Annotated in this window: 13 protein-coding genes; 12 read left to right on the top strand and 1 reads right to left on the bottom strand. The window is 69.7% G+C overall.

Annotated elements, in window-relative coordinates; all coding sequences use genetic code 11:
- Positions 1-4: 4 nt before the first annotated feature.
- The 4 genes from A3CU_RS51290 (at position 5) to rbfA (ending at position 4453) form a co-directional block, all read left to right on the top strand.
- Complete coding sequence (locus tag A3CU_RS51290) at positions 5-313, top strand: YlxR family protein (protein ID WP_084143598.1); 309 nt, start codon at positions 5-7, stop codon at positions 311-313.
- Positions 314-519: 206 nt separating this feature from the next.
- The gene (gene infB / locus A3CU_RS0122580; protein WP_027944223.1) at positions 520-3453 is read left to right on the top strand and encodes a translation initiation factor IF-2; all 2934 of its coding nucleotides are present in this window, start codon (positions 520-522) and stop codon (positions 3451-3453) included.
- A 176-nt stretch (positions 3454-3629) separates the two neighbouring features.
- The gene (locus A3CU_RS0122575; protein ID WP_027944222.1) at positions 3630-3923 is read left to right on the top strand and encodes a DUF503 domain-containing protein; all 294 of its coding nucleotides are present in this window, start codon (positions 3630-3632) and stop codon (positions 3921-3923) included.
- A gap of 83 nt (positions 3924-4006) precedes the next feature.
- The gene (gene rbfA / locus A3CU_RS0122570; protein ID WP_027944221.1) at positions 4007-4453 is read left to right on the top strand and encodes a 30S ribosome-binding factor RbfA; all 447 of its coding nucleotides are present in this window, start codon (positions 4007-4009) and stop codon (positions 4451-4453) included.
- A gap of 114 nt (positions 4454-4567) precedes the next feature.
- On the opposite strand, the gene A3CU_RS0122565 is transcribed toward rbfA, so the two are convergent.
- On the bottom strand, positions 4568-5587 hold the full coding sequence (locus A3CU_RS0122565) for a TRM11 family SAM-dependent methyltransferase (protein WP_027944220.1): 1020 nt from the start codon (positions 5585-5587) through the stop codon (positions 4568-4570).
- A gap of 25 nt (positions 5588-5612) precedes the next feature.
- Between A3CU_RS0122565 and A3CU_RS46105 the strand changes: the two genes are divergently transcribed.
- The 8 genes from A3CU_RS46105 (at position 5613) to rpsO (ending at position 13302) form a co-directional block, all read left to right on the top strand.
- Positions 5613-6644: a DHH family phosphoesterase gene (locus A3CU_RS46105; protein ID WP_052371996.1), complete on the top strand. Its 1032-nt coding sequence runs from the start codon at positions 5613-5615 to the stop codon at positions 6642-6644.
- A gap of 98 nt (positions 6645-6742) precedes the next feature.
- Complete coding sequence (locus tag A3CU_RS0122555) at positions 6743-8047, top strand: MATE family efflux transporter (protein ID WP_425388271.1); 1305 nt, start codon at positions 6743-6745, stop codon at positions 8045-8047.
- 296 nt (positions 8048-8343) lie between these two features.
- Positions 8344-9672: an MFS transporter gene (locus tag A3CU_RS0122550; protein ID WP_027944218.1), complete on the top strand. Its 1329-nt coding sequence runs from the start codon at positions 8344-8346 to the stop codon at positions 9670-9672.
- 123 nt (positions 9673-9795) lie between these two features.
- On the top strand, positions 9796-10707 hold the full coding sequence (gene truB, locus A3CU_RS0122545; RefSeq protein WP_084143596.1) for a tRNA pseudouridine(55) synthase TruB: 912 nt from the start codon (positions 9796-9798) through the stop codon (positions 10705-10707).
- Between the two features lie 126 nt (positions 10708-10833).
- The gene (locus A3CU_RS0122540) at positions 10834-11787 is read left to right on the top strand and encodes a bifunctional riboflavin kinase/FAD synthetase (protein WP_084143594.1); all 954 of its coding nucleotides are present in this window, start codon (positions 10834-10836) and stop codon (positions 11785-11787) included.
- Positions 11788-11902: 115 nt separating this feature from the next.
- Positions 11903-12376, top strand: a complete 474-nt coding sequence (locus A3CU_RS0122535) for a helix-turn-helix domain-containing protein (RefSeq protein WP_027944215.1) — start codon at positions 11903-11905, stop codon at positions 12374-12376.
- A gap of 7 nt (positions 12377-12383) precedes the next feature.
- The gene (gene thpR / locus A3CU_RS0122530; RefSeq protein ID WP_027944214.1) at positions 12384-12893 is read left to right on the top strand and encodes an RNA 2',3'-cyclic phosphodiesterase; all 510 of its coding nucleotides are present in this window, start codon (positions 12384-12386) and stop codon (positions 12891-12893) included.
- A gap of 139 nt (positions 12894-13032) precedes the next feature.
- Positions 13033-13302 (top strand): 30S ribosomal protein S15, encoded by a 270-nt coding sequence (gene rpsO, locus A3CU_RS0122525; protein WP_027944213.1) that lies wholly within the window; start codon positions 13033-13035, stop codon positions 13300-13302.
- The last annotated feature ends 99 nt before the right edge of the window (positions 13303-13401 follow it).

Here is a 13401-nt window from a genome sequence, read left to right as displayed (position 1 = left end):
GGTGATGGTGCGGAGGCCGCGTTCGGGTGACGCGTGTGTCGGAGTGGGGGAAACCCCAGTCCGGACGTGTGTCGGGTGTCGGGAGCGGGCTTCGGCCGGTGAGTTGTTGCGAGTGGTCGCACGGGACGGGCGGCTGGTGGTCGACGAGCGTCGTCGGCTGCCGGGCCGGGGTGCGTGGCTGCATCCCGAGCAAGGTTGCCTGACCAAGGCCGAGCGACGCCGGGCCTTTGCCAGAGCGTTACGGGTCTCTGGAACACTGGACGGCGGTGATCTGCGGCGGCACCTCGAGCAGCGCGCCGGAGAACCAGCGTGACGTGAGCCACGTTCGAATATCCGGGACATGTCCCGGCCGGGCATGGTTGATCGATCACCGGGTGGGGGACCTCCCCTCACTGAGTCGGAACGAAGGAAGCAGGTCGACCCGTCATGAGTCAGCCGTGAAGCTGAAGCCATGAACGCGCGACGATAGGACGAGGTCAGCGGGTCCTTACCGCCTGGCCTCATCAGTTGAGGAGAGCAGTGGCAGGTAAGGCCCGCGTACACGAGCTCGCCAAGGAGCTCGGTGTTACGAGTAAGGAAGTTCTCGCCAAGCTGAAGGAGCAGGGCGAGTTCGTGAAATCCGCGTCGTCCACCGTCGAGGCGCCCGTCGCCCGGCGGTTGCGTGACGCGTTTTCCGCCAAGGACGGCAAGCCTGGCGGCAGGTCGGGCGGCCGCAAGCCGATGCCCGGCCCCGCGCCGTCGAAGAACGGTGCCGTCCCGGCGCCCCCCAGGACTCCGGACACCACCCAGGACAAGCCGCGCCCGTCCGGCGTGCCGGGCCCCCGGCCCGGCCCGCGACCGGGCCCGCAGGCGCCGCGCACCCAGGAGGTGCCCGCGGCCAAGGCCGGCCCGAAGCCGCCGACGTCGCCGACATCGCCGACGCCAAGGCCGCCCGGCCCGAAGCCGGGTCCGGCGAAGCCCGCGCAGTCCGGCACTCCGTCCGTGGTGCCGCCCAAGCCGCAGGGTCCCAAGCCCGGTGGCCCGAAGCCCGGTCCGCGTACGCCGCGGGTGGGCAACAACCCGTTCGGCGTTGGTTCCGGTGCGCCCGCACCGCGTCCCACCCCGCCGCGTCCCGGTGGTGACCGGCCTTCCGGTGGCGACCGTGGCCCACGGCCCGGTGCCGAACGTCCGGGCGGCGAGCGTTCCGGTGGCGAGCGGCCGGCCGCGGGCCCGCGTCCGGGCGGCAACCGGCCGAGCCCCGGCAACATGCCGCCGCGCCCGAACCCGGGCATGATGCCCGGCCGCGCGCAGCGGCCCGCTCCGCCGTCCGGTGGCCGTGGTGGTCCCGGCGGTGGCCGTGGTGCGGGTGCACCCGGCCGTGGTGGTCCCGGTGGCGCCGGTCGTGGTGGTCCCGGTGGCGGTTACCGTGGCGGCCCTGGTGGCGGCGGCGGTGGCGGTTACCGCGGCGGTCCCGGTGGTGGCGGCGGCGGTGCGCCGGCCGGTGGTGGCTTCCGTGGTGGCGGTGGCCGTCCCGGTGGTGGCCGCGGTGGCACCGCGGGCGCCTTCGGCCGTCCCGGTGGCCCCTCGCGCAAGGGCCGCAAGTCGAAGCGGCAGAAGCGCCAGGAGTACATGGACAACATGCAGGCGCCCAGCGTCGGTGGTGTCCGGCTGCCCAAGGGTGGCGGCGAGACGATCCGGCTGCCGCGCGGCGCTTCGCTGACCGACTTCGCGGAGAAGATCGACGCGAACCCGGCCTCGCTGGTGCAGGTGTTGTTCCACCTCGGTGAGATGGTCACCGCGACCCAGTCGGTGTCCGACGAGATCCTCGAGCTGCTCGGCTCGGAGATGAACTACAACGTGCAGGTGGTCAGCCCCGAGGAGGAGGACCGCGAGCTGCTCGAGTCCTTCGACATCACCTACGGCGAGGATGCCGGCGACGAGACGGACCTGCAGGTCCGGCCGCCGGTGGTGACCGTCATGGGGCACGTCGACCACGGGAAGACGCGCCTGCTGGACACCGTCCGCAAGACGAAGGTGCGCGAGAGCGAGGCCGGTGGCATCACCCAGCACATCGGCGCCTACCAGGTCGAGACCGAACTGGAGGGCACGAAGCGGCTGATCACCTTCATCGACACCCCGGGTCACGAGGCGTTCACCGCCATGCGTGCCCGTGGTGCGCAGTCCACCGACATCGCGGTGATCGTGGTCGCCGCCGATGACGGCGTGATGCCGCAGACGGTCGAGGCGATCAACCACGCCCAGGCGGCCAAGCTGCCGATCGTGGTCGCGGTCAACAAGATCGACAAGGAGGGTGCGAACCCGCAGAAGATCCGCCAGCAGCTCACCGAGTACGGCCTGGTGGCCGAGGAGTACGGCGGCGACACGATGTTCGTCGACATCTCCGCCAGGGAGAACATCAACATCGATGGGCTGCTCGAGGCGATCCTGCTGACCGCCGACGCCACGCTGGACCTCCGTGCCAACCCGGAGATGGAGGCCCAGGGTGTCGCGATCGAGGCGCACCTGGACCGCGGACGCGGCCCGGTCGCCACGGTGCTGGTGCAGCGCGGCACGCTGCGGGTCGGCGACTCGGTCGTGGCGGGCGACGCCTACGGCCGGGTCCGGCGGATGGTCGACGAGTTCAACGAGGACGTCACCGAGGCGCTCCCGTCCCGGCCGGTGCAGGTCATCGGCTTCACCTCGGTGCCGGGCGCTGGTGACAAGTTCCTGGTCGTGGAGGAGGACCGGGTGGCCCGGCAGATCGCCGAACGCCGCCAGGCCCGCATCCGCAACGCGCAGAACGCCGCGAAGCGCAAGCGCGTCAGCCTGGAAGACCTCGACTCCGCGCTGAAGGAGACCTCGACCCTCAACCTGATCATCAAGGGTGACAACTCGGGTACCGTCGAGGCGCTCGAGGCGGCCCTGGTGCAGCTGGATGTCGGGGACGAGGTCGAGCTCAACGTGGTCCACCGCGGTGTCGGTGGGGTGACCGAGAGCGACATCGACCTGGCGACCGCGTCGGACGCGATCGTGCTGGGCTTCAACGTGCGGGCTCAGGGCAAGGCGACCGAGCGGGCCAACCGCGACGGTGTCGACGTCCGGTACTACACGGTGATCTACCAGGCGATCGAGGAGATCGAGCAGGCGCTCAAGGGCATGCTCAAGCCGGAGTACGAAGAGGTCGAACTCGGCAAGGCGGAGGTCCGCGAGGTCTTCAAGTCCTCCAAGTTCGGCACCATCGCCGGTTGCCTGGTGACCTCCGGCGAGATCCGGCGCAACGCCAAGGCCCGGTTGCTGCGGGACAACACGGTGATCGCCGAGAACCTGCCGGTCAGCTCGTTGCGGCGGTTCAAGGACGACGTGGTCGAGGTCCGCGAGGGCTACGAGTGCGGTCTCACCCTCGGGACCTACAGCGACATCAAGGTCGATGACGTGGTGGAGACCTACGAGCAGCGCGAGAAGCCGCGCGCGTAAACCATGGGTTGGGAGGGGCGTGCTCGCCCGGTGTCATGCGGGACACCCGCACCCGGGGCAGTTCGCCCCTCCGGCCTTTACGGTGTCCGTTGGGGGTAGCTCCCCCAACCCCGCCAGGGGGCAAGCCCCTGGACCCCGAGGTGGTTGCGTTTGGCATTGAGGGAGCCTGAGGGTCATTGTTCGTAGGTGCGTTGGAGCTCGACGTGCTGCTGGGCGACGTGCGGTCGTTGAAGCAGAAGCGGTCGGTGGTCCGGCCGTTGGTCGCGGAGCTGCGCAAGCGGTTCGAGGTGGCGGTGGCCGAGGCCGGCCATTTGGACCTGCACCGGCGGGCGCTCATCGGGGTGGCGGTGGTCGCTGCCGACGGCACGCACGTGCGTGACGTGCTCGACGAGTGCGAACGGTTCGTGGTGGGCAGGCCGGAACTGGAACTGCTGTCCGCGCACCGCAGGTTGATCGGGCCCGAAGACTGAGCGCGGAAACCAGCGCGTCGAAAAATCGGAAACAGCAGAAAGACTGTCCGAAAGCCGGACACAGGTGAAAGAGGAGCTGCGCCATGGCCGACCCGGCTCGCGCACGCAGGCTGTCGAAGCGGATCTCCCAGATCGTCGCGTCGGCGATCGAACACGAGATCAAGGACCCGCGGCTCAGCTACGTGACGATCACCGACACGAAGGTGACCGCGGACCTGCATGACGCGACGGTCTACTACACGGTGCTCGGTGAGAAGCTCGATTCCGTACCGGATTTCGCGGGCGCGGCCGCCGCGCTCGAGTCGGCACGCGGGGTGCTGCGCAGCAAGGTCGGGCAGGGCACCGGGGTGCGGTTCACGCCGACGCTGACGTTCGTCGCCGACACCGTCCAGGACACCGCCCGGCACATCGAAGACCTTCTCGCCAAGGCCCGGGAGGCCGATGCGGAAGTCGCGCGCCGAGCCACCGGCGCCCAGCACGCCGGCGAGTCGGACCCTTACCGCGCCCCCCGCGAGGACGAGGAAGACTAAGACTGATCGACGCGGCCGGCTTGCTTGACGGTGCGGATAGCGGGCCGGTTGCGTGTCTCATCGCAACCGGCCCGCCGCTTGTGAACCGGAAATCGGCCGGCCGCGAATCTGGGGCTAGATCGGCTTGCGGGCGACGATCAGGTCGCGGTTGATCGCCTGATCCACCCGGTGGCAGAAGTCCCCGAGGTCGGTGCGGACGGCGAGACCGGCGTTGGTGAGGATGTCGGCCAGTTCGTCACGCTTGACGACGTGGGTGTTCCACGAAAGGCCGATCGCTCCGCCGGGCTTGAGCGTGCGGACCCACACCGGCACCGCGGCCGCGAGGAGTTCGCGCGGGCTGCGGGAAAGCCCCTCGGCCTGGTGGCTGCCGTGCTGCACGCCGTAGGGCGCGTCGGTGACGATCACGTCGACCGAGCCGGCGGGCACCAGTTCGTCGGTGCGTAGCGTGTCGGAGTTGAAGAAGGTGAGCCGGCGCGTGTCGCCCGCCTTGTACGACTCCTTGGTCAGGCCGAACTCGATCTCCAGCCGCTGACCCAGCTTGACCTTGTTCCGGCGCAGCTGCCCGGAGTTCGCGGTGTGCTTGATCCGCTTGGTGCGCAACCAGGTGACGATGAACTTCTGGTATGCCTCGAAATCCCGGCGGTCGAGCTCGACTCCGGTCGCGTCGAGACCGTACATCATCGCCTGGTTGAGCGTGGTTCCCCGGCCGCACAACGGATCCAGCACGTGCCGCACCCGGCCGAATCCCTCCACAGTGGACAGCAAGGTGACGTTGAGCAACAGCTTGGTGAACAACTCGTTCGTCTTGCCGCTGTATTTCTGGATGGTGAGCAGGTCCGAGTCGAACCTGTCCAGCGGAGTCACCGTGAGCGGCCGGAGCACCTCGTCGCTGATCTCGAACAGCGCATACAGCGACGACAGGTTCGACAGCCGCGCAACGTCCTCTTCGGACATCGGCGTCGCGGTGGAGAAGGTCACGTAATCGACCCCGCCGAGGCGTCGTTGCCCCACCTCGACCGGTTCGGTGCTCAGCGTGGCGCCGAACGCGGTCAGCTCGGCGCGTAGCAGCGCGGGCGAGGCGTCGGCGTAGACCCGGTTGGCGGCGGGGTAGACGAGGATCGCGTAGTGGAACATCGCAGGACAGCGTAACTTGCGTGACATGAGCATCCCTGCCCAGCACGACCTTTCCGGTGTCGCCGAGCTGCTGCGTGCGGCCACCGACGTAACGCTGCTCGCGCACGTCCGCCCCGACGCCGACGCGCTTGGCAGCGCGCTGGCGCTCGGCCGTGCCCTCCACCTGCGCGGCGCTACTGTGCGCGTCTCCTTCGCAGTGCCCGGGCAGACCCCGGAAAGCCTGCGCGGCCTGGACGTGGCGAGCCTGATCGTGCCCGTGGCCGAGGTGCCCGCGAGTTCGTCGCTGCTGATCTGCGTGGACACACCGAGCCCGAGCCGGCTGGGCAGCCTCGCCGACCGGATCGAGGCCACCCGCGCGGCCGGCGGTTCGGTGCTGGTGATCGACCACCACGCTTCGAACCTGCGCTACGGAACACACCACCTGGTCGACCCGCACGCGGAAGCCACCGCGGTGCTGGTGCTCGAACTGCTCGACGAGCTGGGCGTGCCGCTCGACGAGCCGATCGCCCGCTGTCTCTACGCCGGCCTGGTCACCGACACCGGCGGGTTCCGCCGCGCGACCCCGGCCACGCACCAGGCCGCGGCGAGGCTGCTGCAGGCCGGCGTCGATCCGGAGCGGCTCACCCGGGAGATCATCGACGACCATCCCTTCGCCTGGCTGCCGATGCTGTCGAAGGTGCTGGGCACCGCGCGGCTGGAACCGGAGTCGGCGCAGGGCTTCGGGCTCGTGCACGCGACGGTGTCGGCCGAAGCCTCGGCCATGGTGCGCATGGAGGAAACCGAGGCCGTGGTCGACGTGGTCCGCTCGACGCGGGACGCGGAGGTCGCCGCGGTGCTGAAGGAGCAGGCCCCGGGCGAATGGACCGTGTCGCTGCGCGCGCTGGGCAAGATCGACGTGTCGGCGGCGGCCCGCAGCCTCGGTGGCGGAGGCCACCGCCTCGCTTCCGGCGCCACCGTGTACGGCACCGTCGAAGAGGCGCTAGCGCAGGTGCGGAACGCCCTTTCCGCGGCTCCGTTGATCGAGCTCTCCGCCGGCCGGGACGTCCAAGAGCGGTGAGAACACCCGAAACACGGACGTCACAGCCTGACTGTCCGCCCACGTTTCTGGAAAATCGGTAACTGTTGTAGCGGGGTTTGTCAGTTACGCTGATGGCCGTGGTCGTCGATCAGGTACCCGCCAAACGCGTGTTCGGGCTGGCTGTACCCGCGCTTGGCGTTCTCGCCGCGGAGCCGCTCTACGTCCTGGTGGACACCGCGGTCGTCGGGCACCTCGGCGCGCTGCCGCTGGCCGGGCTCGCGCTCGGCGGGGTCGTGCTGTCACAGGTGTCGACGCAGCTGACGTTCCTGTCCTACGGCACGACCGCGCGCACCGCCCGGCTGCATGGCGCCGGCCGCCGGGCCGACGCGGTGAGCGAGGGCGTCCAGGCCACCTGGCTGGCGATCGTGGTGGGCATCGTGGTGCTGGTCGCCGGCCAACTGCTGGCGGGGCCGATCGCGCAAGCGCTTTCCGGCAGCCAGGAGGTGGGCTCCGCGGCGGTCTCGTGGCTGCGCATCGCGTTGTTCGGCGCGCCGCTGATCCTGGTGACCATGGCCGGGAACGGCTGGATGCGCGGCGTCCAGGACGCGGTACGCCCACTCCGGTATGTGTTGGCGGGCAATGGAATGTCCGCCGTACTCTGTCCGGTGCTGGTGTATGGCGCGGGCTGGGGCCTGGAGGGCTCGGCCGTGGCGAACGTCGCGGCACAGGTCGTATCCGCGGCATTGTTCGTGCGTGCTCTGGTCAGGCAGCGGGTGCCGCTTCGGCCGCGGCCTTCGATCATGTGGGCACAACTGGGCCTCGGCCGGGACCTGGTGCTGCGGAGCCTCGGCTTCCAGGCGTGCTTCGTGTCGGCCGCCGCGGTCGCCGCGCGGACCTCGACCGCGGCGGTCGGCGCGCATCAGGTCGTCCTGCAACTGTGGGTGTTCCTGTCGCTGGTGCTGGACTCGATCGCGATCGCGGCACAGTCACTGGTGGGTGCCGCGCTGGGCGCGGGGGACGAGCGGCAGGCACGCGGGATCGCCGCTCAGATCACCCGGTACGGCCTGATTCTCGGCTGCGCGCTGTGCGTGCTGTTCGCCGTTGTGTCGCAGGTTCTCCCGCACGCGTTCACCTCCGACCCGGACGTGCTCGGCCAGATCCCGCACGCCTGGTGGTTCTTCGTTGTGCTGCAACCGATCGCCGGAGTGGTGTTCGCCTTGGACGGTGTGCTGCTCGGCGCCGGGGACGCCGCGTTCCTGCGCACCGCCACCCTGGTCAGTGCGGGCGCCGGTTTTCTCCCGTTGATCTGGATCTCGCTCGTGCTGGACTGGGGCCTGGCCGGGATCTGGACCGGCCTGTCGCTGTTCATGATCCTGCGCCTGGCCGCCGTCGTGCTGCGCTGGCGCTCGGGCCGCTGGGCGGTGGTCGGCGCGGTCCGCTGAGGGTAGCGTCCTTTTTGGACTTTCCGGGCGAGGTGTGGGCAAAACCACCGCGGCGACGGGTAAGGATCTCGGCCACGACACCGATACAAATACTGGGACGGCAGCGCGGGCGTCTCAGTATTGTTCAGAACGTGTTCGGGTAGCCAGGCCGTGACTTCTCCTCGCCGGTTGCCGGTTGATCACGCTGGCGGCCTGCCTCCCCGCCCGCGTGCAGCGTTGCGGTGTGTTCCCGATCGCGCCCGTCTCGCGTTTTGAATGGTCCTCCGTATTCCGCAACCTAAGAAGGGAATTCATCAGTGCCGCCCGAGCAGGCACCCGGGATCCGCAAGGCAAGCCGCCGATCCTGGCTCATCTGGTTGACCGCCGCCACCGTCTATCTCCTCGCCGTGTTCCACCGCACCTCTCTCGGGGTGGCCGGCCTGCAGGCCGCGGACCGATTCCACGTCGGTGCCGCGGCGCTCGGTACCTTCACCGTTCTCCAGGTCGGCGTCTACGCCGCCATGCAGATCCCGACCGGGGTACTGGTCGATCGCCACGGTCCCCGCAAGATCCTCACCGTCGCCCTGGTCTTCCTCGGCCTCGGACAGGTTCTGATGGCCGTCGCGACCTCCTACAGCCTGGGCCTGATCGCCCGTGGCGTGCTCGGATTCGGCGACGCGCTGACCTTCGTCAGCGTGCTGCGCCTGGTCGCCCTGCACTTCCCCGGCCGCCAGTACGCGGTCGTCACCTCGTTCACCTCGGCCATCGGCTTCGTCGGCAATTTCGCCGCGACCGTCCCGCTGACCCTGTTGCTGGCCGGCCCCGGGTGGGTCCCGACCTTCCTGGTCACCGGCCTGCTCACGGCCGCCTTCGCGATCTTCGTGTCCCTGCGGGTCCGGGACACTCCGGCGGGACGCATGGTGAAGCCATCCCGGGTGGACGGGCGCGAGCTGGCGCGCCAGGTCGCCGGCGCGTGGCGGGTGCCGGGCACCCGGCTCGGGTTCTGGGTGCATTTCGCCACGATGTTCGCGCCGAACACGCTGACCCTGCTGTGGGGCGTGCCGTTTTTGGTCCAGGCCCAAGGCTTGCCGACCGCGACGGCCAGCGCGCTGCTCACCGTGTTCGTGTTCGGCTCGCTGATCGGCGGACCGCTGATCGGCAGCACCATTTCGGCCCGGCCGAGCTGGCGCATGCCGCTGGTCTGCGGTTATCTCGGTGGCGCGGCCGGCGTGTGGGCCCTGTTGCTGGCCTGGCCGGGTACGGTCCCGATCGCGGTCCTGGTGCCCAGCTTCGCGTTTCTTTCCCTGGGCGGGCCCGCCTCGATGATCGGTTTCGCGCTGGCGCGGGACTACAACCCGTTGCGCCGGGTGGGCACCGCGACCGGCGTGGTCAACGTCGGTGGCTTCGTCGCCACGACGATCACGGCGCTGGCCATCGGTGTGCTGTTGCAAACCTTCGGCGGCAACTTCCGGATCGCGCTGCTGTCCGTGTTCGCGGTGCTCGGGTTCGGCACCTTCCGGGTGCTCGTGTGGTGGCGCCGGGCCCGCGCCGAAATGTTCGCGGCCCAGGCCCGTGGTGAGGAGATTCCGTTCCAGGTACGCCGGCGATCCTGGGACGCGCCAGTGCCGCAGACCGCCTCGGCCTGAGCCGGCCGGTGGGGGAGCGGGTGGCCTTCGGTGAGGAGGAGATCCCGGAGTGAGAAACCGCCTCGGGCCCGGCTACCCGCACCGCCACGCAAGCCGCTTCGAAACAGTCTCTAAAGTTCAGCCGTGCCCGAAGCGAAAAGGTCCCGTCCCGCACCCGAGCCCGGTCTCCTCGTCATCGACAAGGCGCCGGGGATGACCTCCCACGACGTGGTGGCTCGGGTGCGCAAGATCATGGGCACCCGCAAGGTCGGCCATGCCGGCACGCTCGACCCGATGGCCACCGGCGTGCTCGTGCTGGGTATCGAACGCGCGACCAAGCTGCTCGGTCATCTCGCGCTCGACCGCAAGACCTACCTCGCCACGTTCTTCCTCGGCGCCAGCACCGTCACCGACGACGCCGAGGGAGAACGAGTGTCCACAGCGGACCCCGCGGCCATGGCGGCGGTCACCGACGAGGCCATCGCGGCCGGAATCGCCGACCTCACCGGGGAAATCGACCAGGTGCCCAGCGCGGTCAGCGCGGTCAAGGTCGGGGGCAAGCGTGCCTACGCCCGGGTGCGCTCCGGCGAAGAGGTCGCCCTCAAACCCCGCCCGGTGACCGTCTACCGGTTCGATCTGCTGGCCACCCGGCGGGAAGCGGATCACATCGAACTCGACGCGGTCGTCGAATGCTCCTCGGGCACCTACGTCCGGGCGCTGGCCCGGGACCTCGGGCAGGCGCTCGGCGCCGGCGGGCACCTCGCCGCCCTGCGCCGCACCACGGTCGGGCCGTTCACCCTCGCCCGCGCGCGTACCCTCGCCCAGCTCGAAGCCGACCCCGGGCTGACCCACAACCTCGACGACGCCGTCGCTGCCGCCTTCCCCCGCTACGAAGTGGACGCACGCGCGGCCCGGTCTCTCCAATATGGACAGCAGATCCGAGCGTCCGGCATCGAGGGCACCTACGGCGTGTTCGGCCCGGACGGGCACGCCGTCGCGCTGGCCGTCGACGCGGGCGGCGTCTCCCGCACCGTCGTCGTCCTGGATCCCGCGTAGAGCCCGCGACGGTGTCCCCTCAAGGCTGACGGGCGCCGGCCGCGACGCTGTGTTGTTCTGGTCGCTCGCGCGGCCGGCGCGATGTCCTTTAAACCTGAATGACGTCGGCCGCTACGCTCCTGTTCCGTGCAGACATGGCGCGGCCTGGAAGATCTCCCCAGCGGCTGGGGACGGTGTGTGGTCACCATCGGTGTGTTCGACGGGGTGCACCGGGGACATCAAGCTCTCATCGGCCGGACGGTCGAGATCGCCCGGCAGCGCGGCCTGCCCAGCGTCGTGCTGACCTTCGACCCCCACCCCTCCGAGGTCGTCCGCCCCGGCAGTCACCCAGCCCAACTGACCACCCTGCGGCGCAAGGCGGAGCTCGTCGAGCAACTCGGCGTCGACGTGTTCGCCGTGCTGCCGTTCACACCGGAACTGTCCCGGCTCCCCGCGCACGAGTTCGTGCACGAGATACTGGTCGACCGGCTGCACGCGGCCGCCGTGGTGGTGGGCGAGAACTTCACCTTCGGTGCCAAGGCGGCGGGCAACGTGGCGTTGCTGCGCGAGTTGGGGCGCCGGTTCGGGTTCGTCGCCTACGGCGCGGAACTCCAAGGCGACACCATGCGTAACGGAGAGCCAGCCGAGATCAACTTCTCTTCGACCTACGTGCGGTCGTGCATCGACGCGGGTGATGTCGCCGCGGCCGCTGCGGCCCTGGGCCGGCCGCACCGGCTCGAAGGCATCGTGGTGCGCGGCGAAGGGCGGGGCCGCAAGCTCGGCTTCCCGACCGCGAACCTGTCCACCCCGCACTTCGCCGCGGTGCCCGCGGACGGGGTCTACGCGGCCTGGTTCGTCCTCGCCGCGGAGCCGCACCGCAGGCTTGCCGCGGCCGTGTCGGTCGGCACGAACCCGACCTTCTTCGGACGGGAGCGCACGGTCGAAGCCTTCGTGCTCGACCTGGACGAGGACCTCTACGGCGAGCGGGTGGCGCTGGACTTCGTCAGCCACCTGCGCGGTCAGGTCACCTTCACCGACGTCGAGGCCCTGGTCGAGCAGATCGACGCCGACGTGGCCAAGGTCCGGGAGATACTGCGGTAGCGGCGCGTGCGATTGCGAATCGATGTCCGAAGTCGACCCAGGCAGGCGGGCCCGGCTGGCAAGATACAAGTGGTCACTGGGGTGTCACACCGGGAGCTAGGGGAGCGGACTTAAGGTGGAGGACCACAAAATCGTCCAGCGAAATATCGCCCTGCAACGGGAGTGGTACGGCGAACCGCTCGGGGACCGGGTGCGCCGCCTCGTCGTGGCGTTCAATGTGTCGCAGGCCTACCTGGCCGAGGTGCTCGGGATCAGCGCGCCGATGCTGAGCCAGGTGATGAGCGGCCGGCGGGCGAAGATCGGCAACCCGGTGGTGCTCGCCCGGATGATCATGCTGGAACGCAAGTGCCTGATCCCCGAGGTCGCGGCCGGGCGCAAGGAGGCGCTGGAGGCCGCGCTGGAAGATGTGCGGGACTCGCGGCCGACGGTGGGCCGGGACAACATCCCGGTCGCCGCCGACGACCGGTTGGCGCTGGCCGCGCTGCGTGACATCGCCGAGGACGAGGACCTCGCCGAGGCCGCGAAGCGCCTGGACGAGGACTTCCCGGCCATCGCGGACCTGCTCCGCCGAGCCGGCTCGCGGGGGTGAGGAAGAGATGCCACTGCTGTTCTCCGCCCTGGTGCCGCCTCCCGAGGTCATCGAGTCGATTCGCGACGAGGTCTCCGGCATCTCGGCGCCCAAGAGCGTGCGCTGGTCCGCACCCGAGGGCTGGCATGTCACACTCGGCTTCTACGGCGAGGAGGCCGACCCCACGGACCGGGTGACCTGGCTGCGGCGCCGGCTGGCCGGGCAGGCCGCGCCGACGCTGCGGCTGGAAGGCGCCGGCTCGTTCTCTCACGTGCTGTACCTGGGCGTATACGGAGAGGGCCTGGTCGAGTTGGCGACCGCGGCCGGCGCGGGCCGGGACCGGCCGTACCTGCCGCACCTGACCCTCGCGCGTACCCGCGAGAGCGTTCCGCCCGAACTGCCGCGCCGCTTGTCGGCGTACACCAGCGAAGCCTGGACAGCGACCGACGTCGTGCTCATGCGCAGCGATCGGGCCCCGACCGGAGCCCGGTACTCGGTCGTCGAGACGTTTCCCCTGGAGTCCGGACACGCTCGATGAACCGGCTGATATCCTGACTCATTGGGTCCGGCTGCGGTCCGTGGCGGCCGGTACCGTCTCGCCAACACGGTACGTATATGCGGAGAATCGAGCCGTAGCGTCGATTCGATCCTCCCGAAGACGACAGGAGAAACGAAGCGTGGCGCTGTCCACCGACGAGAAGAAGACGATCCTTGCCGAGTACGGCGTGCACGAATCGGACACGGGATCGCCCGAGGCGCAGGTGGCTCTGCTCACCAAGCGGATCATCGGCCTCACCGAGCACCTCAAGGTGCACAAGCACGACCATCACTCGCGTCGCGGTCTGCTGCTGCTGGTCGGCCGCCGCCGCCGGCTGCTCAACTACGTGATGAAGGTGGACATCGAACGATACCGTTCGATCATCCAGCGACTCGGCCTTCGCCGATGAGATTCCGAGGGGGAGTGGCCACCGGGTCGCTCCCCCTCGGTACATAAGGGGGGAGCGCGGCCGTCGCGTGTAGGCGTCCGATTCGCGTTTTTCCCATAA

It is taken from the genome of Amycolatopsis taiwanensis DSM 45107 (assembly GCF_000519205.1).
Lineage (GTDB): Bacteria > Actinomycetota > Actinomycetes > Mycobacteriales > Pseudonocardiaceae > Amycolatopsis_E > Amycolatopsis_E taiwanensis.
The sequence above is the reverse complement of the archived record's forward strand: the minus strand, read 5'-3'. Positions and strand labels throughout refer to the sequence as shown.

What these genes read in the sequence shown, in the direction of transcription:
- rbfA (WP_027944221.1), top strand. Translation starts at nt 4,007, where the DNA reads ATGGCCGACCCGGCTCGCGCACGCAGGCTGTCGAAGCGGATCTCCCAG.
- A3CU_RS0122565 (WP_027944220.1), bottom strand. Translation starts at nt 5,587, where the DNA reads ATGTTCCACTACGCGATCCTCGTCTACCCCGCCGCCAACCGGGTCTAC.
- thpR (WP_027944214.1), top strand. Translation starts at nt 12,384, where the DNA reads ATGCCACTGCTGTTCTCCGCCCTGGTGCCGCCTCCCGAGGTCATCGAG.
- A3CU_RS46105 (WP_052371996.1), top strand. Translation starts at nt 5,613, where the DNA reads ATGAGCATCCCTGCCCAGCACGACCTTTCCGGTGTCGCCGAGCTGCTG.
- A3CU_RS51290 (WP_084143598.1), top strand. Translation starts at nt 5, where the DNA reads ATGGTGCGGAGGCCGCGTTCGGGTGACGCGTGTGTCGGAGTGGGGGAA.